This is a genomic window from Methylomonas sp. BW4-1, from assembly GCF_052474385.1.
The window spans coordinates 4728577-4752801 of record NZ_CP184125.1 but is presented as its reverse complement, the minus strand read 5'-3'; the positions used below and the strand labels follow the sequence as shown (position 1 = coordinate 4752801).

The following is a 24225-nucleotide window of genomic DNA, read 5'->3' as shown; positions in this document are numbered from 1 at the left end:
GCGCTCGTTTTATCCGAAGACAGATCTAATGTCGCTGGGAATTCAACGAATAGCGTTAAAAGACCAATGCCTAGATAAATAACTGAAAATCCAAAGACTACCCATCCTTGTGGTGTGGTTAACAAAGGACCACGAATAAAGTCCGTAACAGATAGATGATGGTAATCCATGAAGTTTTTTCCTGAGCCCAAGGAAATCCTATGATAACGCAGCTTGATTATGATTATGCTCGGGGTTTGTCCCGTTATGCCGCGCCGAGCACCGAAGCTTTTGCCGAGATCAGCCCGATAGGGGAGCGGCAGGGATGCCGCTCGTTTTCGGAGGGGCTGGGAAGCCCCTTCCGAAAACCCTCGGCAAAAGCTTCAGCGCGCAGGATCAAAGCGGTATCCGGGTCGCCTTTTCTTTGGATACTTTCTTTTGGCGATGCAAAAGAAAGTATCGCGGCTGTCGGTCCGCGAACCGACATTAAACAGACCGTCGCGATAGCGACACCAAATCTATTTGCTGTGATTGTTAGCTATCTACTTCTGCTAGCTTCATTGCTGAGTCCAACATGTGCCTGGGCCGGCAGCCCATTCTATCTAACCGCCGAACGCAGCTTCACCAACACCGAAGTCCCCAATATCCGCTTGGACTACACCCTAACCGACCAGCCCATGCTGATCAGGGTGCTAAAAGCCAATAACCTGGAAAGCTTCCTGGATGGCCAGTTCAACGTCAGCCGTAGTTACGAGCAGCCGGTCAGCGAGCTGAACCCCGGCCATTACTTCGCCAAAGGTTTGAATAACGCGCAATCGCCGTTGCAGTTGTTGCGCGGCATGCTGGATGTCGAGTTTCGCAAATCCTTGAAAGAAACCAACTTCAGCGGCTCTGTGCTGACAGTCACCGAAAAACCGTTGGTGTCGGTGCCGCAACAAGTTTTGGTGGCACCGCCGAAGGGTTTTACGGTGGTGAAGGAAAGCTATCTGGATTTGCTGCGCAACGGTCAGCAAACTCACGATTTGGGTTGGTGGTTTAACGAAGATACCTGGAGCGAGCATCGCTACAAGGTTAGACAAGTGGCGCTCGACCCACTACCGGATGGCATTTATTTGCTGCAAGCGCTGCAAGGCAAGAACGAGGCGCAGTGTCTGATTCAGGTCAGCAGTCTGGCGGTGCAGGTCAAGCAATCCAGCGAGCAGTTGTTGGTGCGGGCGATGAACCGCGACTTGCAGCCGCTGGCTGGCGCCAAAGTCAGTTACCGCGATGGCCGTGGCCATTGGCAAACCTTGCCGGCCAGCACCAATGCCGCCGGCGAACTGAGCTTTAACAGTCCGGATGGGGTGTTGGACGGCAAATTGTTGGTGCGGGTCGATGCGCCGGCCGCAAAACCCGGCGAAGCGGCGCGCACCGCGCTGACTGCGACCGATTTCTTGCCGACGCAAGCCAAAGACGACTCGGTATTCGTGATGACCGACCGGCCGATCTTTAAGCCCGGCGAGACCTTTTATTACAAAGGCATCGTCCGTAATTTGCAGGACGGCCAGTTGCGGATTCCGGCCTTTCAATCCAAACAAACCGACGTGTCCTTGATTCGCGCCGACGGCAATGCCACAGGTTTGCAAGGTCAAACTACACTCACCGATTTTGGTTCGTTTTCCGGCAGTTTCGATCTGGATTCCAGCCAGACGCCGGGCTTGTACCGTTTGTTGGCCGAGATAGACCACAAAGCCTACGGCGGCGAGTTCCGGGTGCGCGATTACATTAAACCCACCTTTTATTTGGAATGGCTGGATCGCAGCTCGGTGGTGCAGGCTGGCCAGCCGTTCAAGTTAAAATTCCGCGCCAAACGTTACAGCGGTGGCGTGCCGCAGAACGTCAAGTTCGAAGTGTTTCTGTACCGGAAAAAATTCGAAGCCCCGCAATTTGTCACCGAAGCGGGCGCGGGATTATCCGCGGGCAATGACTATTTCGGCCAGGTGAAATCCGCCGCACCGTTGACGCAACCGCAACGGTTGTATAGCTCTATCGAAGAGCGCCAGGCGGTCGATGCCAGCAACCCTTGGGAAACCGCCGCCAAGCTGGATGAAAGCGGCGACGGCAGTTTTGAATTTACCGTGCCGGCCTCAGACAAAGAAACGCCGGATCAGGAATGGATTTACTCCCTGATGGTGCGCGCTCAGGATGCGGCCGGCGGCAATGCGATTTTGACCGAAAGCATTTATGCCACCTTGTCCGAGGCGCAGCCGGCCGTGCGCTTTAATAAAACCGTCGCGGCGGTCGGCGATCAGGATTTGCAATTGCTGTTGCAATCCAGCTATGCCGACGGCAAGCCGGCTGCCAAGGCCGGCGGCGTGGTCGATGTGATGCTGGAACAGCCCGGTAGCGGCAAGCGTAGCCTGGTGAAACTGGATTTCGCGACCGACGAGCGCGGTCAGCAAAAACTGACCATTCCGGCCTTGAAAGAATTTGGCCGACTCACCGCCGTGGCTCGTCTGGAAAGTCTGGACGGCCGCAATTTAAACCATCCAGCCAGTTCCCAACCCAGCACTTTAATCGTGGCCGGTAGTGGCGGCGAGGCGGTGGCCGACAATCCGGAACTGGAACTGTACACGCCCACCACTATTCTCAGCCCCGGCGAGCAAGCCAAGGTATTCGCCTTATTGCCCAAGGCCTGGGGCAATAACGAGAGCGGCGCGATTTGGGAAACCGTGGCTGGCGCGCGTTTGTTTGATAGTCGCAGCGCACAGGCTCAAGGCCGCAGCCGCTGGTTTGAAGTCACCGCCAAACCCGAATACGGCACCGGTTTTTACCACACCGTGACCGTGCCGATGGCCGGCGGCAAATACAAGGAACAAACCCTGGGCTTTAGAATCGTGCCTTGGGAAAAGCGTTTGCAGATCGCCATCGAGCCGGAAAAAGCCGAAACCGAGCCGCTGAAACCCACCAAAATCAAGCTGCAAGTCAAACGCGCCGATGGCAGCCCGGCAGCGAACACCGAAATCGCCGTGTCCATCGTCGATCGCGCCGTGTATGCGGTGCAAGCGGAATTCCGTCCCGGAATTTTCGATTTTTTCTATCCGCTGCAACGCAGCAATTTAGCGACTTTCTATTCCGACGATCTGCAAGGCTACGGTTATGCCGACTTGCTGCGTAAACCCAATTTCTCGCTCAGCGCCTTGAAAAGCCAAAGCAAGTTGGCCAAAAAAGCCATGCGCGACACCGCCGGCTGGTTTCCGCATGTGGTTACCGACGCCAAAGGCAATGCCACTATTGATGTGGACATGCCGGCCAACGTCACCGAATGGCTGGTGACAGCGGTCGCCAGCGACAAGGACGGCCGTATCGGCGAAACCACCGGCCAATTCCGCAGCGTCACCGATGTGGCGGTTGACATGGTTGGGCCGCAATTTTTGCGGCAGGGCGACGAAGTGGACGTAGCGGTGAAACTGACCAATCACTTGGCCCAGCCGGTGAAACTGGCCGGCAGCATCAGCCTGCCGGACACCCTGCCTTTGCAAAGCGGCGAACCAGTACCGCAAGCTGAACTAGCGGCCAAAGCCGAGCAACTATGGCCGTTGCGCTTGAGCGCCAACGACCGGCAAGGTGCGCCGGCATTGAAGGTGGCCTTAACTGCGCCGACCGGTGTGCGGGTGGGCGGTGCCGAGGAGTTTGAGATTCCATTAAAAGCCGCCGCGCTGCCGCAGGTGATTAGCAGCGTGCAACAGGACAATCTGTTGCGCATAGCTTTGCCTGCACAAGCCGAGCCGCGACAAGTGACGGTGCGAGTCAATTCCGGCCTGCTGGGTGCCGCGCTGCAAGCGGCGGCCATGCTGGTGCAATATCCTTACGGTTGCACCGAGCAGTTGGCGCATAGCACCGTGCCGAATCTGGTGTTAATGGATTTGATCGAGCGCGCCGGCCTGAAACCCGAGCAATTGGGTCCGCTGGAAAACACCTTAAAACGTGCCAAGCAGAACGCGGCGCTGGGTATTCGGAAATTGATTCAAAACCAAAAATCGGACGGCGGCTTTGCCTTGTGGACCAGCGATAGCGAAGCCACGGTGCCGGTGACCTTGATTGCCCTGCAAGCCTTGAAATACGCCAACGACTTGCAAGTAGAAGGCGTGAATAACGCCTATTTCAAAGGCATGGATTGGCTCAACAATCACGCCGAGGGTAGTACGGTAGCGGATGGTTTTGTGTTGAGCGGTTTTGCGACAGTTGGTTATGCTTACAACGCACCTTGGCAACAACAGGCAGATTTTGTCGAAAAACTGCTTGCCGATGCCCATGCCGGCGCGGGTGATTTGATAGCCGCGCTGCATATCGTCAAAGCTTACGAAAGTCAAAACTGGCACAGCTTCAATCAGCAGTTCAAAGACCGGCCACAGCTGAAAAACGATTTGCTAAAGCGCTTGCAACTGGCGCTGGACGCGCTTGATCCAGCGAACTATCAACAACAGCGCGGCGAGTTGTATAACAGCTTGGGCTTTGGATTTGGCGTGCCCAGCTTGATTTCTGCCGGTTTGGGCACGTTGAACGAGGCGCAGGCCTTGCCTCCGACATTGGAAGCCAAACTGAAACGCGGGTTGTTGCAAACCCAGCAAAACGGCTACTGGCAATCGACTTACGATACCGCGCAGGTGATCTTCAACAGCCGCGAATTGTTATCTAAGGAAGCGGCGGCAGCGGCCAAGCAGAGCGCCCGCAGCATTTCGGTCAGCAGCAAGGACGGCGTTGCCTTGGGCACATTGCAGCGCATACCCGGCGGCTATCTGGGCAACTTCAACCGATTCGGCAATAGCCCGGATCTTAGCGAAATTCATCTCGCCGAATTGAATGCCGACGAAATCGCCAGCGCCACAGTCAACGTCGAAGTACCGTATCCGGCGGTCACTGCTCGCGCTGCCGGTCTGGAGGTACAACGCAACTTCCGCCGCATCACCGCCAAAGGCAGCGAGTTGATCGATATGAGTCAGACCTTGAAACCCGGCGATGTGGTGGTCAGCGAAGTGCACATCAAACGTAGCGCCGCCGGCCGACCGGCACCCGGCAGCGAGTTTGTGGTCATTGAAGACGGCATCCCCAGCTTGGCGGAAGGTCAGGAAAACGATGAAACCTACCTGGCCGACGCCAAAATTCAGCCCAAGGACGACAGCTACTGGGCCAACATCAAGGAAACCCAACGCTACCCGGACCGCATCGTCCGCGTCGCCAAACTGCAAGCCGGCGGCGAATTGACCTTGTATCAAGTCTGGCGTGTCGCCAGAGCCGGTAGTGCGTCGATCCCCCCTGCTAGCGGGTTTGATATGTATAACGAGGCGGTGCAAGGGAATAGTTTGGCGGGGAGGGTGAGTGTCAGGTAGGTAACCGTTGGACAATCATCCCTCCGATTTATAGCGTAAGTGACCAAGAATGCTTGTGTGCTATGATTTTCGCTCTAGCTAGACTTGGTAAATCAACACCATTCATATAAATTCCCTAGAGACTCGCCAGGTATCTAGGGTGAAACGCATACATAACGGCCGATGGCCAGGGAGCAATATGACCAATTATTATTTAAATTCCAGTTTGCTTGTTGCCTGCTTGCTGGCGACGAATGCCGCCCAAGCCGATCCAACCTTTCGCCTAACAAATCTGGGTACTTTGGGTGGCTCGGCAAGTTGGGCAACAGCTATTAACGCGAACGGGCAAGTCACCGGTTCAGCGCAAATCGCTGACGGCAGTTACCGGGCTTTTATTGCTGATCCTAATGGGACCATGCGAGAAGTCGTAACACCTAGCGGTTTTAGTAGTTATGGTCTTGACATTAATAATGCCGGTCAAATAACTGGCTATTTGTTAGACACAAGCAGCAAAAGGCGTGCCTTTTTAACCAATGCTCATGGCACTTTATCCGATCTTGGCACCTATGGTGGTAACAGTAGCGTTGGCCTGGGGATTAATGATGCTGGGCAAGTCGCAGGTCAAGTTATTCACAATACCGGCGACGCCAATGCCTTTGTGGACAACCCGCCCGGATATTATGTTTGCTGTAGTAGTTTCAGTTCAGGGAATGACATTAATTCTTCCGGGCAAGTTGCTGGTTTTGATTATTCTAGAACCCCTTATTATTTTTCTGAGACGAACTACGGTCATTTTACCCATGCTTATATTTTCAACCCTAACGGTCAGCAAATAGATTTGGGTACGTTGGGCGGAACAGCGAGTTGGGCAAGCGCTATTAACGACACAGGCCAGGTAACGGGTTACGCTTACACAAAAACCGGAAAGGCCCATGCATTCTTGACGGCAGCAGGAGGCCAGATGGTCGATCTGGGTACATTCATTCCAGACATAGGTGAAAGTGAGGGTGCGGATATTAATAATTTGGGACAAGTAGTTGGTAAAGCCAGCATTTCTTACACATCAAATTATGTCAATGGTCAGCAACTTGGCGGATACAGTTATCACGCATTTACTACGCGAGATGGCGTAATGACAGATCTGAATTTGCTTATAGCGGAAGGGGGCGCTGGTTGGGAGCTGCTTTCGGCCGATGGCATTAACGACAATGGTCAAATCGTGGGGATGGGAATGTTCAACGGCTTGCAGCGCGCTTACCTCTTAACGCCAATCGCAGCAGTCCCAGTACCTTCTGCTGTTTGGTTTTTCTGCAGTGGGTTGAGTTGGTTGGTATTTTCGTTTCGTAAAAATAGAAATTTTGTTCAGTCTAAGCAAGACTGAGTAGAAATCCAACAAGCAGTAATTATAAAACGCGAAGAGGTAACCGTAGGGTGCGATAGGCACTAGCCGCATGCACCGAGTGTTGTTTGCGAATAGGTGCAATACGCTTACGCTATTGCACCTTATACGGTCTGACTGGGTAATATAAACAGGTATGGCCTCAAACCATTCGCTTAATACTTACACCATACTCGACCATCCTAGCGCTTGCTTGCATTATTAAGCGCTAAATTTCGCCCTTCTCGACTACCGGCATGATCCAGTAATGGATACCGGACCCGGCAAATTCGGACTTCAATTTTTCCAGCAAGGCGGAAATAGCCATTTTCTCGGCGTAAATCTGAAAGCGCGCGGTTTGCTGATCGGCATCGTCGGCTTCGGTGAGAAATTTGGTGATCTTATGCTCACCGGTATCGCTATGAAGCAGCTCTTCCTCAAAACTGGTCAGGCACTCCATCATCGGCCCCTCCATGACAGGCGGCACGATAAATGAGATGGAGAACTGTTGATGATGCACGGTTCGAAAAAAATCATCTTCACTGTTAAAACGATCAGACGCATTTTTGATCACTTGCAGATACTTACCGCGCCTGCGATCACCCTTGCGCTTTTCGATAATATCGGCAGACACAGGCGTCTGATTTTGGCGAGGGTCGTTGTACCAACTACGGTGGTAATAAGGCCTAACCACCACCATTCTGCCGTTAAACCGGCGATTTTTTAAACCTTTAACAACTCTTTGCACGGAAAGCTCAGAATCCAGCGTTACCACGCCATGGTATTCGATAGTGCCTATGCGGGTATCCTGTAAGGCCAGAATCTGCACATCGACTATACGGCCGGATTTTCTGAACAAGCCGCGTTTCAAAGCAGGGGCCACAAATTCGGAAATTTCAGTATGCCTGGTATTAGCAGGAATGCGACGCAAAAAGATATTCATAGGGCTATGTGTGGCAAGGAAAATAGCTCATTCAAAAATGTTTAACCGCTGTTCGTCCGAACTGTAGCATCCCCAGTCGCTTTCTGCATGCTTTATGCTTAGATGATGCCTTGTTCGATAGCCGGTACCAGCCAATAATGCAGGCCGGAACCGGTAAAATCCGCCTTTAGCTTAGTCAATAATGCAGAAATGTTTTGTCTTTCGACATACATTTGAAAACGAATTTTGCGTTGATGTCCGGCAACCTGTTCTGCCAGCGACAAACCCTGCTGATTGTGATCGTGAACATTGGCCGGAAAACTGGTGAAACCCTGCGACCATTCCAATGACAGCAAACAATCGACCAGCGCTTCCTCCAGGCTGGGCGGCACATTCACCGTCAATAAAAACGCTTCGTGACTCATCAGCAACGCTCCGGATGGCGGCCGAATAATTGATAAAGTATCGGCAACAGGATTAGGGTTAATAATGTCGAAGACAATAGACCGCCAGTGACCACAATAGCCAATGGCCGTTGAATTTCCGAGCCGGGGCCCGACGCAAACATTAACGGAATCAAGCCGAAGGCGGCGATGCTGGCCGTCATCAATACCGGCCGCAACCGCCGCCCGGAACCGATGATCACCACCCGCGACAATTCCATACCGGTCGCGCACAGCTGATTAAAATAACTGACCATCACCACCCCATTCAATACCGCAATGCCGAGCAGAGCGATGAAACCCACTGAAGCCGGCACCGACAGATATTCGCCGGACAACCACAGCGCGAACACGCCGCCTATCATGGCCAACGGGATATTGGACAGCACCAGCACCGCCTGCCGCACCGAGCCGAAGGTGGAAAACAGCAACAAAAATATCAAACCTAAGGACAATGGAATCACCAGGGAAAGACGCGCGGAAGCGCGTTGTTGATTTTCAAACTGACCGCCGAACGCCACATGAAAACCGCTGGGTAATTGAACACGCTCGGCCACCGCCTTGCGCGCCTCTTCAACAAAACCAACCAAATCGCGGCCCTCAACATTACAGCGGATGACCACGAAGCGCTGACCCTTTTCCCGGTCTATCGACACCACGCCTTCTACCGCTTGAATTTTCGCCACTGCGGTAATCGGCACATGCTCACCATTCGGCAAACTGATTTGTAAATTCTCGAAGTTGGCGGTGTTACTGTCGCCGCGCAGCAGCAAAGGCGTGCGTTTCACCCCTTCTTGGACAATGCCCAGTTGCACGCCTTCAATCTGCGCGCGCAACATATCTTCTATGCTATTGCTATCCAACCCGAACCGGCCGGCAGCTTCTCGATCAATGCTCAACTGCAGAAACTGCATGCCTTCATTTTTACGGGTAAACACATCACTGGCACCGGGGATGGTCTTCAGCACCGCTTCGATTTGCTCGGCTTTATGATTTAAAGTATCCAGCTCGGGGCCGAATAATTTGATCGCCACGTCACCGCGCGTTCCCGTTAGCATCTCCGAAACCCGCATCTCGATAGGCTGAGTAAAACCAAAGGCTATGCCCGGGGTGTGATCCATAATCTTGCGGATTTCTTCGATCAATTCTTCCTTGGTTTCCATCCGCCATTCCGCTTTAGGTTTCAGGATCAGAAACGTGTCGGTATCGTTCAAGCTCATCGGGTCCAGGCCCAATTCGTCGGTACCGACCCTGGATACCACGGTCTGCACTTCCGGGATATGCTCGAGGATGTTTTTCTGCACACGGCCATCCAAGGCCACCGAATCCAGTAAGGTAATGGACGGCAATTTTTCCAGCTGCACGATAATGTCACCTTCATCCATCGTCGGCATGAAAGTGCTGCCGATCTGGGTGAAGACCAAAACGCTTGCCGCCAACATCGCACCGGCGCCAATAAAGACTTTTTTGCTATTAGCCAAACACCAGGCCAGAATAGGCTGATACCACTGCAATAGTTTGCGCGGCAACCAAGGCTCCTCATGCGACACCTGTTTCAGCAACAGCGATGCCAGTACCGGAATCACCGTCAATGACAAAATCAAGGAACCCGTTAAGGCAAACACGATAGTCATCGCCACCGGCCCGAACAACTTGCCTTCCAGCCCCTGCAAGGTCAGCAGCGGTAAGAACACGATGACAATGATCAAGATGCCCGACGTCACCGGCACCGCTACTTCGCGGGTAGCGCGATAAATTAGATGCAGCCGCGGTAACCTCTCGGCCTTTTGATGATCGGCCAGTTGCGTAATCACGTTTTCCACGACCACCACCGCACCATCCACCAACATCCCGATAGCGATAGCCAGACCGCCCAGACTCATCAAGTTGGCGGACATACCGAAAGCGTGCATCAGGATGAAGGTCACCAGCGCCGCCAACGGCAAAGCCAATGCGACGGTCAAAGCCGCGCGCAAATCGCCTAAAAACAGAATCAGCAGTACCACTACCAAAACAATGGCTTCCAGCAGGGCTTTGGAAACGGTGTTCACCGCCTTGCCCACCAACACCCCCCGGTTGTAGAACACATTCAGGCGCACGCCTTCCGGCAAGCTTGGTTGCAATTCCGCCATCTTGCTTTCCAGTCGCTCGATAGTTTGCCGAGCATTGGCGCCGCGCAAACTGAGCACGACCGCTGTCACGGCTTCGCCGTCACCGTCCTTGCTGACCGCTCCATAACGTGTCAACGCGCCGATTCTGACCTCGGCTATATCGTCCACTCGTGTCGGCAGGCCTTCGTGTTGCGCCACCACAATGGCTTTCACATCCTGCTCATTCTTGATACGGCCTTCGGCGCGCACAATCAACGCTTCCTCGCCTTCGCTCAACCGACCGGCACCGTCGTTGCGGTTATTATTTTGCAAAGCCGCTTTTAATTGCTCGGTATCGATATTGCGAGACGCCATGCGGATATTGTCGGGCACCACTTCAAAGCTGCGCACCAGTCCACCCAGCGCATTCACATCCGCCACGCCGCTGACGGTACGCAGAGCCGGGCGGATGGTCCAATCCAGTAATTCTCGCCGTTGCATCAGCGTTAAATCGCCGCCTTCTATGGCGAACATAAACATCTCTCCTAGTGGCGTGGTCATCGGCGCGATGCCGCCTTGTACGCCCTCCGGCAAATTGCCCCACAAGGCGTTCAACCGTTCCGCGACTTGTTGCCTGGCCCAATAAATATCAGTGCCTTCTTCAAAGTCCAGCGTAATATCGGTAATGGCATATTTAGCCAACGAGCGCAGCATGGTTTGATGCGGAATGCCCAGCAACTCAACTTCAATCGGCGCGGTAATCCGAGCTTCCACTTCTTCCGGCGTCATGCCATTGGCTTTGACGATGATCTTGACCTGCGTAGGCGACACCTCGGGAAAGGCATCGATGGGAATATGCTTGACCGCATAATAACCGCCGCCCACCAGCAACAGTACGCCGAGTAAAATCAACAGCCGCTGAGTCAACGCAAAGCGAATTAACCCCGCCATTACTCGTCGCCTCCCAATCCTAACCAATTGGCTTTCAAGGCCACCGCACCTTTTATGGCGATTTGCTCGTTGCCGGACAACGGTCCACTGATCAAGGAATTGGCATCCTGTTTACCGGTGACTGTCACTTCGGTCACCACAAAACCGTCTTGATTGCGCACAAACACATAGGCGTGCCCTTCGTTCTGCGCAATGGCGGTATTGGGTACGACGAAGCCGGTCTCTGCGCTATTTTGCATGATCTGCACATTGACGTTCTGTCCCACGCGCAAGCCCTCGGCTTTGCCGTCAATCACCGCCCTGGCCAATACCGTCTGATTGTCGTAGTTGACGCTTTGGCCCAGCAGACTAATTTTGGCAGTGGTCTCGCTGCCTTTCAGCCGCACCGAATCGCCTAACCTGATGCCGCTCAAGCGCTCCTGCGGAATATTGATTTCCAGCCAAAGCTCAGACAAATCGGCAATCCGATACAGCGGTGCCTGCACATCCAAGCGGGCGCCCAAATTGGTCAGACGCTCCAATACCACCCCATCGATGGGTGCGCGAATAGTCAAACGGTTGTCCAGCTTATGGCTTTGCCCCAAACTTTTAATCTCGGCGGCCGACATGCCGGCCAACAATAACAACTGCCGGGCCTCGTCGGCCTTGGCCGATTTGCTGCTGTGCAGCATTTGGGTTTCCTGCCAGCGCCGCTGCGCAATCACACCTTCCTGCAATAATTTTTGATCGCGGTTGCGCTCTTGGCCGGATAAATTCAGTTCGCTGGTAGCGGTTAAAAATGCTTGCTGTAATCCGACCAGTTCCGGGCTATTCAACTGTGCCAATAGTTGGCCTTTATGGATCTTGTCGCCGATATTGACCGGCAATTGGGTAACCAGGCCGGGCTGGCTGCTACTGATCAACACCTCCCGATCAGCCGGCACCACCACTTTGCCCGGCGCGTAAAACAACGGAATCTGTTGGCTGGCGGTAAGCGGCGCGACTTTTATATCCAAATTGTCGATCTGCTGCTGGGTAATTTTGATCTGGGTATCTTGAGCAAACGCGCTTAAGGCCTGCGCCAACAACAGGCCGAAGATTAACCGCCTCATGGCTGTATGCCTACCGCTTGATTGTAGAAAGCGATGTTGCGCTGTAATTTAACCTCCTGCAATTTGGCGTTGCGAATCGCTTCCAGACTACGAGCCTGAATTTTTAAGAGGTCCAACAGATTAATTTCGCCGGCCGAGAAGCTGATTTCTGTCATTTTCAGTTGGGTTTCGGCGATTTGTTTCAACTCGTTGGCGATTGCCAGCTCCGCCCGCGTCACTTCCAGAGCATGCTCGGCTTCGTGCAGATTTTTCTCCAATTGCCGGTAAAGATGCTCACGTTGGGCTTTGGCATTGTTCAGCTCCAGATTCACCTTCGCGATTTCCGGCGCGTTATAGGCCTCGCCGCCGAATAGCATCACCACGCCGACGCCAACACTCTCAATGTCTTGCCCGCTGCGGCCATCCCGCTGGCTTTTCGCACCTACACTGAGCTTGGGTTGATTGATGGGATCAGTGGTTTTGGTCCATTCAATTTCCGCCTGTTTGCGGTCGATGATGGCGTTGATAGCTTCCAGCATCGGATGGTTGCCGCTCACCGAGGTAATGTCGCTTAGTTTTTCCTGATAATTGCCCGGCACCCGCGACAAGGTAGTCAAGCTGGCATAGGCTTTACGGCTATGCATCACTTCCGCTTCGGCTTGGGTGACCAACCCCCGGTTTTGCAGGTATTCACCCTTGGCCAGCAACAAATCCGCACGTGGCAAATCGCCCAATTCCACCCGGCGCTCGACTTTCTTCATCAATTGCTCGGAAATCGACAAGGCATTTTGCGCTTGTTGCAAACCGATATTGGCGATTTCCATATTCCACAAAGCGTCTCTGATCAAGCGCGTGACTTCCAGCTTAACCGCCGCCGATTGCTTTTGCGCGGCAACGCCGGCCCGTTCCGCTACCGCCTGACCGGCATCGCGTTGCCCCCATTTCCAGGTCGTGATTTCGACTTGAGCAGAGGCTTCGCGCGAACCCAGGTCGTCGGCAATTCGGTCATCCATGTAATTCAATCCAACAGCCGTAGAGCCGGCCACCCAAGCGTCACTGCGTTCGGCTAAGGCATTAGCTTCCTGGGCCAAGGCTTCGCCGACCAGGCGATCCGGATATTTTTCCACGGTTATTTCGACTAATTGCGACAAACTTAGCGACGGATCGGTTTCGATAGGATCCATGTGTTCGACAATCAAATTCTCCGAAAACATTTCGCCGTGAGTCGCCGCCAAACTCTCTCCGACAGGATTCATTTCGGCAAGGCAAGGCGCCGTAACCAGCAGTAATACAGGTAAACCGCATTTTAGATAACGGTATCCATTCATGGAGCACTCCAAAGCAGTAATTGAATAGAACTAGCAGCCAAACGCCTAACGGGCTTTTGGCCAATTTTGGGGACGAGGGGCTGCCAGGTGTTGACCCAGCCTGCTTCGACAGCGAAGCCAGCCCCTTTCAGAGCGGCGGCGCGCGGGATGGATTGTGACTAAGTACGGGGTCGGGCGCGAACAGCGGTATGTGCGGAGAAAACTTAACGAGTTGGATTTGCCGCGTAACCGCCAAATAGGCAACCACGCTGACCAGCAGATAGAAAACCGGCGCCAGCCTGTCCAGCCATTGCTGCTGTTTAATCGCAGAGCCCAGATTGACAATACTATTTTGAATTTGCAGATCGTGATCGACAGCCATCAAGGCGGTTTCGCCATCATGATCGATATGCAGCACTTCGAATTCGTGCAGATGCAGGCCACCCTGCATGGCATCTCTACCGATATGGGCATGCACCAGCGGCGCTGCCACTTGCAAAAGCAGCAAAAACATAACTAGAAATTGACGCAAATATGCAACCATTTATGTTTTCAGAATGTCTGTGGGGTGTCGTTAATCGGTAGACGGCGGTTGTATAGGACCATGCGAAAGGCTATTCTACTTGAATTACGCGATTTTACCCCGAATATCGGCATACATTTATTCACTTTAGGCAAACACCTATGAACAGAAAGATCGGTACCTTGGCAACATTATTCATTGCACTGGCCTTACTGCTAGGCAGTGTCCAGGAAGCGCAGGCTAAACGCATGGGCGGCGGCAAGTCTTTCGGTAGCAAGCCGAGCTACAGCACACCGTTTCAACGCTCTACCTCTCCCACTGGAGCCAGCAGCCAGCCGACCCGCTCGGCCAGCCAGCAACAAGCGGCTGCACAAAATCAAACAGCCAGACAAAACTGGGCTGGTCGCGGCGGCCTGATGGGCATGCTGGGCGGCTTGGCTTTAGGCGGGTTATTGGGCTCATTGTTCTTCGGCGGCGCCTTCGAAAACATCAATCTGATGGACATGCTGCTGTTTGCCGGCGTCGCTTATCTGCTGTATCGCTTGTTTGCGGCCAGATCACGTCAGCAACCCGCCGCGCCGGCCGGTTATGGGCCCGCGCACTCGCAACCAGCGGAATCGCAAAACTATTATCGCGAGAACCAGCAACCGGCAGCCGGCGGTTCCGGTTTCGATACCGATGTGCTGTTCAAAAAAGGCAGAACAGCAGGATCAGGCAGCAATGACTATCAACAAGCCGCTAGTTTCGATGCAACCAACTTGCCGGCCGGGTTCGATCAGCGCGCGTTTTTAAGCGGTGCGGAAAGTGCCTACCGCTACCTGCAAGCAGCTTGGGATAGACGCGACTTGGCGGAAATCCGCGGCTTAACTACCGACAAGGTGTTTGTAGAAATTCAAGAGCAGCTACGTGCATCCAATGATATTAATAAAACCGATGTCCTGAAACTGAGCGCCGAATTAATGGATGTCCGCGAAGCCGGCACCGAACTCGAAGCGGTGGTCTTGTTCGACGCGCTAATCAGCGAAGACGGTGGCAAGGCAGAAGCCATTAAAGAAGTATGGCATTTCGTCAAACCCATCAACAGCAATCAAACCCGCTGGTTCCTAGACGGCATTCAGCAATTTGCAGAATAATCCGGCATGTCGGCGGACAGCACTCAAGTCAGGCAGCGCTACGATAGGCTTGCACCTTATTTCGATGGTCTGGAAGGCTTTCTGGAAGGCTTGCTGTTCCGCCGTTTACGTAAAAAACTCTGGTCGCAGGCTAGCGGCGCCCACATTTTGGAAGTTGGGGTAGGAACGGGGAAAAACTTCCCGTTCTATCCTGATGACGCCCGAATTACCGCTATCGATTTCAGCCCGAACATGCTGGAAATGGCCCGCCGCAAACAACAGCGTAAACAGATTGCGGTCGATCTGGCTTTGATGGACGTGCAAGCGCTGGATTATGCCGATAACAGTTTCGACACGGTCATCGCCAGTTTTGTGTTTTGTTCGGTACCGAAACCCAGAAAAGGCCTGAAAGAGCTCTATCGCGTTTGCAAACCCGGCGGTCAAGTGCTGCTGTTGGAACACGTTTTAAGCTCCAACAAAGCTTTGGCGATGATGATGAATTTATTCAACCCGCTGATTTTGAATACTTTTGGCGCCAATATTAACCGACAGACGTTAAAAAGCGTACAAGCTTGCCCGTTCCAAAAAATATTCGTCGATCCCGCCAGCAGCGACATGATCAAACTGATCCGCGCCATCAAATAAACCCTTCGTCGCAGCGCCGTTAATTGGGGTTATTTTTACTATTCAATCGCCGGCGTCTACAATGCGCGCGTGCTTAATCGGGCGTAAAAGACGGAAGTTATGGCAAACAAGTTAAAATTGACGGGCAACACTCAGCGCTTGACGCTTTTGTGTATTGCCCTGCAAGCAGCCGCCCCAGCCGGGGCGGACAACACCCTATCCCATTTAAAGGCCTTATCTCTCCAAGAGCTGAGTGCGACCAACGTTTCCATCGCGTCGAAAAATCAACAACCTATCAGCGAAACCCCATCGGCGGTATTCGTCATCAGCCACGAAGAAATCAGGCGTTCCGGGATGCAGTCCATTCCGGAACTGCTGCGCAAAGTGCCCGGACTGGAAGTCGCGCGGGTGGATGGCAATCAATGGGCGATCAGTAGCCGCGGCTTTAACGGGATAAATGCCAACAAGCTGTTGGTGATGATGGACGGCCGCACCGTTTACGACCCACTGAACTCCGGCGTTTACTGGAACGAGCAAGACTACCCGCTGGAAGACATCGACCGTATCGAGGTGATTCGCGGCCCCGGTGCAACGTTGTGGGGCTCCAACGCCGTCAATGGCGTCATCAACATCGTTACTCGTTCCGCCCAGGAATCACAAGGCGTATTGCTGTCAGGCGGCACCAGCAAGGAAGAACCCGGATTCGGCACCTTTCGTTATGGCGGCCGACTCAGTCCGGATTTTAATTATCGCGTCTACGGCAAATACAATCATCGCGAGGATTTTCATTTCGGTAACGGCGAAAAAGCCAACGACAGCCTGGACATGGGCCGCGCCGGTTTTCGCAGCGACTGGACCCCCGACGCCCGCAAAAACCTGATCGTGCAGGGCGACTATTTCAATGGCGACATGCAGCAGTCGCTGAATAGCCTCGACCCGGCATCGCCCATTAGCCCCGACAGCACCAAAAAATATGGCGGTAACCTGCTGTTACGTTGGCAACAAACCCTGGAAAACGATAGCCGCCTACAAATCCGCAGTTATTTCGATCATGCCGTCCGCAACCAAAGCCGACTGGATTATCGGCGCAGCACCTTCGACCTTGATTTACAGCATGATTTCAATTGGCACGCTCATCACGTAACGTGGGGGGCCGGTTATCGCTTCAATAGCGATCAACTTCAGCAAAAACAGGTGCTACTTCACTTCGATCCGTCCGAACGCGATGTGCATTTGTTCAACGTCTTTGCTCAGGACGAATGGCGATTTCTGGCAGACGAACTGCGCTTGATATACGGCAGTAAAGTCGAGCATAACGATTTTACCGGTTTTGAGATCCAGCCTTCCGCGCGGCTGTTGTGGGTGCCCAATCAACAACACAGCCTGTGGGGCGCGGTATCCAGAGCAGTTCGCGTACCGGCCAGAGCCGATCACGACGTCAATGTCTTATTCAACGTAGGCCCCGGAACCACAGCCAACATCATGGGCGACGATAATTTTGACTCGGAGAGCGCAATCACTTACGAATTGGGCTACCGCTTTTTCCCCAGCGACATCTTTAACCTGGATACAACGCTGTTTTATAGCGATTACGGCCGGCTGAGCACCACCGAACCGCAAGCGCCGATCATAAACGGCGAAAACACTACTGTCCCGTTTCTGATTGCCAACAAGGCAAAAGGTGAAGCCTACGGCTGGGAAACCGCATTGAATTGGCGGATGTCCGAACGCTGGCGCGTGCAAGGTAGTTACAGTCTGTTTGCAATTGCCTTGCACCAGCGCGACGGTAGCCTGGATAGCGCGGCGACAGTCGCTGAAGGCAATAGCGCCCGTAACCGTTTCAACCTCAGTTCCTACTTCAATCTGCCGTATCAATTGGAATTTGATGCGCATTGGTATTACACCGACCACCTAATCAATCAGGTGCCGGCCTATCATCGGCTGGATCTGCGCTTGGGCTGGCAGCCGAATCTGCATTTTGAATTGGCTGTCGGCGCGCAGAATTTGCTGGACAACCGGCATCTGGAATTCAGCCCAAATATAGATAACGCGGTAATCAGTAGCGAAGTTGAACGCAATTATTACCTTAAAGCCACGGTACGCTACTAGATGCGGCGTCCAAGCCTACGCAAAGTTGTGACACGCACCGGCGCGGTTGCGCGGCGGTGCCTGTTAATGCTGTTGTTGGCCTGTTTACCGCCGCTGCAATCATCGGGCACAGCGGGTGAACCGCGCTTTAACGAGACGGAACTTAAAGCGGCGTACTTATATAACTTTGCCTATTTCGTTACTTGGCCGACCACCCACAAGGAATTTTTGTTTTGCAGTTACGCCAATTCGCCGGTCACCGGCGTACTGGCCAAGCTGATCGAAGGTGAGCGGGTAAACGATCTACCGATGCAGATGGTTATCGACCCGATACCCGAACAATTGCACGAATGCCAGGTGATTTATATTCCGGCACAACAGGAAAGAATTCTCGCGGCGACCCTGGAGTTTGTCAGACCCTTTCCAGTGTTGACGGTCAGCGATATTGCCGATTTCGAACACCGCGGCGGCATGATCCGACTGGCTAACGACGGCCTCCGTGTTCAACCGGTCATACAACTGAAAAATGTAACGCGAATAGGTTTGACGATTAGTTCCAAGCTATTGCGCAGTTCGCGGCTAATTGAGTAGCTGCCGGCAGCAATTTTCCGGGCAATTTTGAACATGGCTTGATGAGTTACTGAACTCGCCACTGCACAAGGATCTGCATCGGCGCCGTCGAATGATTTTGAAACTGGTGAGCAGCACCCCCAAGTATCTAAATCAGTAAAGCAGGGTAAAGGATTAACCGTTACCCTGAATCAAATTGACCTTATCGCTAGCGAGCCGAATTAACAGTACGCTCCAATTCTTCGCGGCTGAGATGGCGCACATCCTTGCCTTTCACCATGTATATGACCTGCTCGCAGACATTGCAGGAGTGGTCGCCTATCCTTTCCAGCGCGCGCGCAGCCCATAGCATATCCAGAGCTCTGGTGATGTTACGCGGGTTTTCCATCATCTGCGTGATCAACTGCCGGGTGATACTGGTGTATTCCCGGTCAACCTTGGCGTCCTGCTCGGTGATGGCAATCACCTCTTCGACATCGTTCCTGGCATAGGCATCCAGCGCGCCGTTCAGCATATCCTTGACCAAGTTCAGCAGATGTTCGATTTCGTAGTACTTGTCTTGATAATAATCGGCACCTTCCAAACGCATGGTCATTTTGGCGATACGCGCCGCTTCGTCGCCAATCCGCTCCAGATCGGTGATGATTTTGATGGTGGCGATCAACATGCGTAAATCAAAAGCCGCCGGCTGACGTTTGGCCATGATTTCGGTGCATTCGTGGTCGATGTCTTTTTCCATCTCGTTGACATACTGATCCTGCAACACCACTTTTTCGGCATTTTCCATGTCGTTACCCATGAAAGCCTTAGTCGCCAGATCGACTTGCTGCTCGACCAGGCCGCCCATGGTCAGCACCTTGTTGCGAATATCTTCCATCTCCTCGTTGAATTGGCGGGAAATGTGCGATTTGATTTTGCTGTTATCCATTGTTTACCTCCTAGCCGTACCTGCCGGTAATGTAATCTTCAGTTTGTTTTTTTGCCGGATTGGTAAACAACTCGCTGGTTTCACCAAATTCGATTAATTCACCCATGTACATAAAAGCGGTGAAATCGGATACCCGCGCCGCCTGCTGCATGTTGTGAGTAACGATCACTATCGTATATTTTTCTTTCAATTCGTTAATCAATTCTTCAATTTTTAGCGTCGAGATCGGGTCTAGCGCCGAGGCCGGTTCGTCCAACAGAATCACTTCCGGCTCGATCGCGATGGCGCGGGCGATCACCAGCCGCTGTTGCTGACCACCCGACATACCCAAGGCATTATCGTTTAAACGGTCTTTCATCTCGTCCCATAACGCGGCGCCACGTAGGGATTTTTCCACGACTTCATCAAGGATGCGCCGGTCGTTAATCCCCTGAATCCGCAGCCCGTACGCCACGTTTTCGTAAATGGTTTTCGGAAACGGATTGGGTTTTTGAAACACCATGCCCACGCGCCGGCGCAAAGCCGCAACGTTGACCGATTTATCGTATATATCCTCGCCGTCCAGCAGAATCTTGCCTTTGATGCTGACGCCATCGACCAAATCGTTCATCCGGTTGATGCAGCGTAATAAGGTGGATTTACCGCAGCCGCTGGGACCGATATAGGCCGTCACTTTCTTACGCGGCATTTCCATGTTCACGCCATGCAAGGCCTGCTTCTGGCCGTAAAACAAATCCAGATTTTCAACTTTGATGCAGGTTTCCAATTGCTCAACGCTCTTTCTGTCTTCCCTTTTCAACGCGCTAATGTCAATGGCGTGGGTATTCTTTTGGGCTGTTGTCATGATATAGGGTCCAGTCTTCCGGATGGATATGCGAATTTAATTTTCCAGGGCGCGGTATTTTTCCCGCAAATTGTTACGTATCGAGATAGCGAACATGTTCAAGCCGATAATCACCATCACCAGTAGCAGTGACGTCGCGTAAACCAAAGGTCTGGCCGCTTCGACATTCGGGCTCTGGAAGCCGACGTCATAAATATGAAATCCCAAATGCATAAACTTTCTGTCCAGATGCAGATAAGGAAAGTTGCCGTCCAACGGTAAGGTCGGCGCCAATTTCACCACACCAACCAGCATCAACGGCGCCACTTCACCGGCGGCGCGCGCCACCGCTAGAATCAAGCCGGTCATGATCGCCGGACTAGCCATCGGCAATACCGTGCGCCACAGCGTTTCGGCTTTAGTCGCGCCCAGCGCCAAGCTGCCTTCACGTATCGATTTGGGAATCCGCGACAAACCTTCCTCGGTGGCGACGATCACCACCGGCAAGGTCATCAAAGCCAGCGTCAGCGAAGCCCATAATAAGCCCGGCGTACCGAACACCGGTGCCGGGGCCGCTTCCGGGAAAAACAGGCGGTCGATGTTGCCGCCGATGATATACACGAAAAAGCCCAAACCAAACACGCCGTAAACGATGGACGGCACGCCGGCCAAGTTATTAACGGCAATGCGGATCACGCGGGTGATAAAGCCTTGCTTGGCATATTCGCGCAGATAAACCGCAGCGATGACGCCGAACGGCGTCACCACAACCGCCATCAGCATCACCATCAACACGGTACCGAAAATAGCCGGAAAGATACCGCCCTCGGTGTTGGCTTCACGCGGCTCATCGCTAACAAACGTGGCGAAATTGCCGACATATTCGATACATTTGTCCAGCACGCTCATCGTGTTGGGGCGGGTCATTTTCACCACCCGATTCAAGGGCAGGCTAATTTCTTTTTGTCCGGCTTCCGCCACCACCAAGCTGTAGCGTTTGCTTTCCTTGCTCAACTTGCCGATTTGTTGCTGGATGGCTTGGTATTGTTTTTCGTATGTCTGCTTTTGCGCGGCAAATTCCTGCTTGGCCGCATCGTTCCAGGCACTTTTCAACTCCAGCGCGCGTTGCTTCAAACGCAAGCGCTCCAATTCATAGTTGATCGCCCCAACTTCGTGGTCTTGTAAACTATCGATTTCGTCGTGCTGCTCCAAGACTGTCGCCAGTTTTTGTTGCGCCACTTGCCAGGCCTGATCGCCTTGGGCAATCACCGCGCCGTCTTCCTTAACCGCTAACAAGCGGCCGTAGAAATTACCCCACTCGCGACGTTCGACCATGATCAAATCGTCCGGCGTGGATTGGCTGTGAATATATTGCTGCTGAATCCAGCGAAAATCGCTACCGAGAATATCGCGGTTACCGGTTTTTACCAGATGCTGCACCAGGTATTCGCCGTTATCCAGCAACTCATGGCCGGCAGCCTTGGCTTGCGCGGCCGGTAATAGCGAAGTAGCCACCGCTTCGCCAATGATAGAACTCTCCGGGCCATCGCGGTCTTGATAGCGATATTCGATAATGTCGGCCGGCCAAAAATGCCCCAAGCCCCGTACCGCAATAAGCAGTAGCAAACCCACCACCAGTATCAGATTTAAACTGACCGCGCCGGCGGTCATCCATATCCAGGGCGAACCGCTCTTAAACCATGCTTTAATCATAATGAGCTGTATTTTTGTCTTAGATTCTGCCGAATGACTTCAGCCAGCGTGTTGACTACAAACGTGAACATGAACAGTACCAAGGCCGCCAGAAACAGTACGCGATAGTGGGTACTGTTGACTTCCGATTCTGGCATTTCCACCGCGATGTTAGCCGACAGTGTGCGCAGCCCCTGGAAGATGCTCAAATCCATCACCGCAGTATTGCCAGTGGCCATCAGCACGATCATCGTCTCGCCGACCGCACGGCCGAAACCGATCATAATGGCCGAGAAAATACCCGGACTGGCAGTCAGCAACACCACCTTGGTCATGGTTTGCCAAGGCGTGGCACCCAGCGCCAACGAGCCGGTGGTTAAATGCTTGGGCACACTGAAAATCGCGTCTTCGGCGATGGAGAAAATCATCGGAATGACCGCAAAACCCATGGCCAAACCAACGACCAAGGTGTTGCGCTGGTCGTAACCGATTCCAAATTCCTCGCGCATCCAGGTGCGCAGATCGCCTTTAAAACACAAGGCTTCGATAGTCGGACTTAACTGAAAAGCCAGCCAGGCGCCGAATATCACCACTGGGATCAGCACTACCGCATCCCAGACCGTCGGGGATTTTGTGGCGGGTTTGTTCCGGTACGAATTGCCAGAAATAGGCAAAAATCATCACGGACAGCGGCACAACCATCAATAATGCAAAAATCCCGGTGAGATTGGCTTCCACGAAAGGTGCCAGCCACAAGCCGGCTAAAAAGCCCAAAATCACGGTCGGCAAGGCGCCCATGATTTCCACGCCCGGCTTTACGTACTGCCGCACGCTGGGCGCCATGAAATAGCCGGTATAAATCGCTCCAAATAAGGCCAACGGCACGCCCATCAGCATCGCGTAGAACGAGGCTTTTAAGGTGCCGAACACCAGCGGCGTCAAGCTCATTTTCGGTTCGAAATCGTTACTGGCCGCCGAGGATTGCCAAATGTAATCCGGTTTTGGATAGCTTTCGTACCAGACTTTGTTCCATAACGAACGCCACGATACTTCCGGATGTTCGTTTTCGATAGTCCAATGATTGATTTTGCCGTCTTCGGTTTGCAGTAACATGGCATTGGCGCGCGGCGATAAGGTGACGGCAACAGGTTTTCCGCCAGCAATTTTTTCCTTGATCAATTCCCGCTCGGCGGTGGAACTGTAAATGCCGATCTCGCCGTTGGCGTCGGCCGCCAGCATACCTTTGCGGCGCTGTTCCGGATTGATGGTAATAATCGGCGCGTCGGATACTTTAAACGCCCGTAGCTTCTCGATACTGAAATGGTTTTGCTGGTCGCGGACCATTGACCATTGCGCCATCACACCGCTGGTGTCGCCGATCAGCAGAGAAATATCGCCGTTCAGAAATTCCATGCTGCTGATTTGCACGCCTTGGTTTAGCACATTCAATTTATGTTTGATCTCGGGTTTGCTCTTGTCGAGAATATCAACGACAGTCAAATCCCCTGCGCGGCTGGCCAGGTAGAGGTTGCGCAACTCTTTATCCAACAGGATAAAATCCACGTCATCCGCGGCCATCTCAACCAGTGAATCGGTGGATTCCCAAGTGCCTTCGTCGTCGAACAGCGATTCTTTTTTACTAAGACTGCTCAGCACCATACGGTTATCAGCGGTTTTAGCCAGCAAAGTGCTGTTTTTATCGCCTAACTTCACCGCCAGCTTGGTGAGCGCCTGGCCTTGCTTATCCACCACTAGTGGTTCGGCCCCTAAGGGATATTGAATAGCGGGGGTAATGACCCGCTTGCCGCCGGGATAAGACAATTTGTAATCATGCTTGACGACCACGGCACGACCATCGGATAAACCAAAGGCAATCACGCCTTTATCGACACCGCCATGCGCGTAACTGGTAATTTGTACTTGCTCGGGGATAGGTAGGGTATCCACGCGAATCAGTTGACCCGTGGCAACGCTAAAAAATATCGCTTTGCCGGTGTCGGTAAACCGCACCGCCACTTCGTTCTGTTCTTCCATCGACAGGAAAACGGTATTGCCCAGCACCTGCTCGGGCACGTCATAACGGCCGACCACTTCCGCGTGGGAGGGCATCAGTATCGGGAAAACCACATACAGCAGATAGAAAAAGATTAACACCACCGCCAGGATAATGCTCAACCCGCCGGCTACGACGCCGCGAGCCACCATTTTGTCCTTTACTAGCCGCCAACGCTGATAGCGCTCACTGGTCGCCGTCTGAAACAGCGTGGCTTTCGCTTGAGTGGAATGGACTTCAGTCATAACTAGGTATCGTGAGTTAACAAAAAGCGGCGCCGAACAATCGCAACGCCTTCAGAGACAAAAAAGCCGATAAAACTAC

17 protein-coding genes are annotated in these 24225 nt (G+C 53.0%); 6 read left to right on the top strand and 11 right to left on the bottom strand.

The genetic code is table 11. From position 1 onward, the window contains the following. The first annotated feature begins 539 nt into the window (after window positions 1-539). Complete coding sequence (locus ACH5Y9_RS22000) at window positions 540-5348, top strand: MG2 domain-containing protein (RefSeq protein ID WP_445367593.1); 4809 nt, start codon at window positions 540-542, stop codon at window positions 5346-5348. 178 nt (window positions 5349-5526) lie between these two features. Beyond that, the gene (locus tag ACH5Y9_RS21995) at window positions 5527-6708 is read left to right on the top strand and encodes a DUF3466 family protein (RefSeq protein WP_445367592.1); all 1182 of its coding nucleotides are present in this window, start codon (window positions 5527-5529) and stop codon (window positions 6706-6708) included. 226 nt (window positions 6709-6934) lie between these two features. On the opposite strand, the gene ACH5Y9_RS21990 is transcribed toward ACH5Y9_RS21995, so the two are convergent. From ACH5Y9_RS21990 to ACH5Y9_RS21965, 6 genes are all read right to left on the bottom strand, one after another. Continuing rightward, window positions 6935-7648 carry a DUF3240 domain-containing protein gene (locus tag ACH5Y9_RS21990; protein WP_415879371.1) on the bottom strand — a complete coding sequence of 238 codons (714 nt, stop codon included), beginning with the start codon at window positions 7646-7648 and terminating at the stop codon, window positions 6935-6937. Between the two features lie 98 nt (window positions 7649-7746). Further along, window positions 7747-8052 carry a DUF3240 family protein gene (locus ACH5Y9_RS21985; protein WP_101052728.1) on the bottom strand — a complete coding sequence of 102 codons (306 nt, stop codon included), beginning with the start codon at window positions 8050-8052 and terminating at the stop codon, window positions 7747-7749. Continuing rightward, on the bottom strand, window positions 8052-11111 hold the full coding sequence (locus ACH5Y9_RS21980) for an efflux RND transporter permease subunit (RefSeq protein WP_445367591.1): 3060 nt from the start codon (window positions 11109-11111) through the stop codon (window positions 8052-8054). The genes ACH5Y9_RS21985 and ACH5Y9_RS21980 overlap by 1 nt, the downstream gene beginning before the upstream one ends. Then, window positions 11111-12202 carry an efflux RND transporter periplasmic adaptor subunit gene (locus ACH5Y9_RS21975; protein WP_445367590.1) on the bottom strand — a complete coding sequence of 364 codons (1092 nt, stop codon included), beginning with the start codon at window positions 12200-12202 and terminating at the stop codon, window positions 11111-11113. Before ACH5Y9_RS21975 ends, ACH5Y9_RS21980 begins: the two co-directional genes overlap by 1 nt. Continuing rightward, the gene (locus tag ACH5Y9_RS21970; protein ID WP_445367589.1) at window positions 12199-13509 is read right to left on the bottom strand and encodes a TolC family protein; all 1311 of its coding nucleotides are present in this window, start codon (window positions 13507-13509) and stop codon (window positions 12199-12201) included. The genes ACH5Y9_RS21975 and ACH5Y9_RS21970 overlap by 4 nt, the downstream gene beginning before the upstream one ends. A 127-nt stretch (window positions 13510-13636) precedes the next feature. Then, on the bottom strand, window positions 13637-14032 hold the full coding sequence (locus ACH5Y9_RS21965) for a hypothetical protein (RefSeq protein WP_319961588.1): 396 nt from the start codon (window positions 14030-14032) through the stop codon (window positions 13637-13639). A gap of 140 nt (window positions 14033-14172) precedes the next feature. Between ACH5Y9_RS21965 and ACH5Y9_RS21960 the strand changes: the two genes are divergently transcribed. From ACH5Y9_RS21960 to ACH5Y9_RS21945, 4 genes are all read left to right on the top strand, one after another. After that, the gene (locus ACH5Y9_RS21960) at window positions 14173-15144 is read left to right on the top strand and encodes a Tim44 domain-containing protein (protein ID WP_319961587.1); all 972 of its coding nucleotides are present in this window, start codon (window positions 14173-14175) and stop codon (window positions 15142-15144) included. 6 nt (window positions 15145-15150) lie between these two features. Further along, entirely contained in the window at window positions 15151-15768 is a 618-nt protein-coding gene (locus ACH5Y9_RS21955; RefSeq protein WP_319961586.1) for a class I SAM-dependent methyltransferase, read from the top strand. Window positions 15769-15867: 99 nt separating this feature from the next. After that, a complete protein-coding gene (locus tag ACH5Y9_RS21950; RefSeq protein ID WP_445367588.1) occupies window positions 15868-17856 on the top strand; it encodes a TonB-dependent receptor plug domain-containing protein in 1989 nt (662 codons plus the stop codon). Between the two features lie 27 nt (window positions 17857-17883). Continuing rightward, window positions 17884-18426 (top strand): YfiR family protein, encoded by a 543-nt coding sequence (locus tag ACH5Y9_RS21945; protein ID WP_165385998.1) that lies wholly within the window; start codon window positions 17884-17886, stop codon window positions 18424-18426. A gap of 187 nt (window positions 18427-18613) precedes the next feature. Here the strand turns inward: ACH5Y9_RS21945 and phoU are convergent, their stop codons facing one another. From phoU to ACH5Y9_RS21920, 5 genes are read right to left on the bottom strand one after another with little or no spacing between them, the layout of a single operon-like run. Beyond that, window positions 18614-19333: a phosphate signaling complex protein PhoU gene (gene phoU, locus ACH5Y9_RS21940; RefSeq protein WP_033156873.1), complete on the bottom strand. Its 720-nt coding sequence runs from the start codon at window positions 19331-19333 to the stop codon at window positions 18614-18616. 10 nt (window positions 19334-19343) lie between these two features. Further along, window positions 19344-20177, bottom strand: a complete 834-nt coding sequence (pstB, locus tag ACH5Y9_RS21935; RefSeq protein ID WP_033156874.1) for a phosphate ABC transporter ATP-binding protein PstB — start codon at window positions 20175-20177, stop codon at window positions 19344-19346. 36 nt (window positions 20178-20213) lie between these two features. Further along, on the bottom strand, window positions 20214-21869 hold the full coding sequence (gene pstA, locus ACH5Y9_RS21930) for a phosphate ABC transporter permease PstA (protein WP_033156875.1): 1656 nt from the start codon (window positions 21867-21869) through the stop codon (window positions 20214-20216). After that, complete coding sequence (locus ACH5Y9_RS21925; protein WP_445367587.1) at window positions 21866-22453, bottom strand: ABC transporter permease subunit; 588 nt, start codon at window positions 22451-22453, stop codon at window positions 21866-21868. Before ACH5Y9_RS21925 ends, pstA begins: the two co-directional genes overlap by 4 nt. Continuing rightward, entirely contained in the window at window positions 22377-24146 is a 1770-nt protein-coding gene (locus tag ACH5Y9_RS21920; protein ID WP_445367586.1) for a phosphate ABC transporter permease, read from the bottom strand. Before ACH5Y9_RS21920 ends, ACH5Y9_RS21925 begins: the two co-directional genes overlap by 77 nt. Between the last annotated feature and the right edge of the window lie 79 nt (window positions 24147-24225).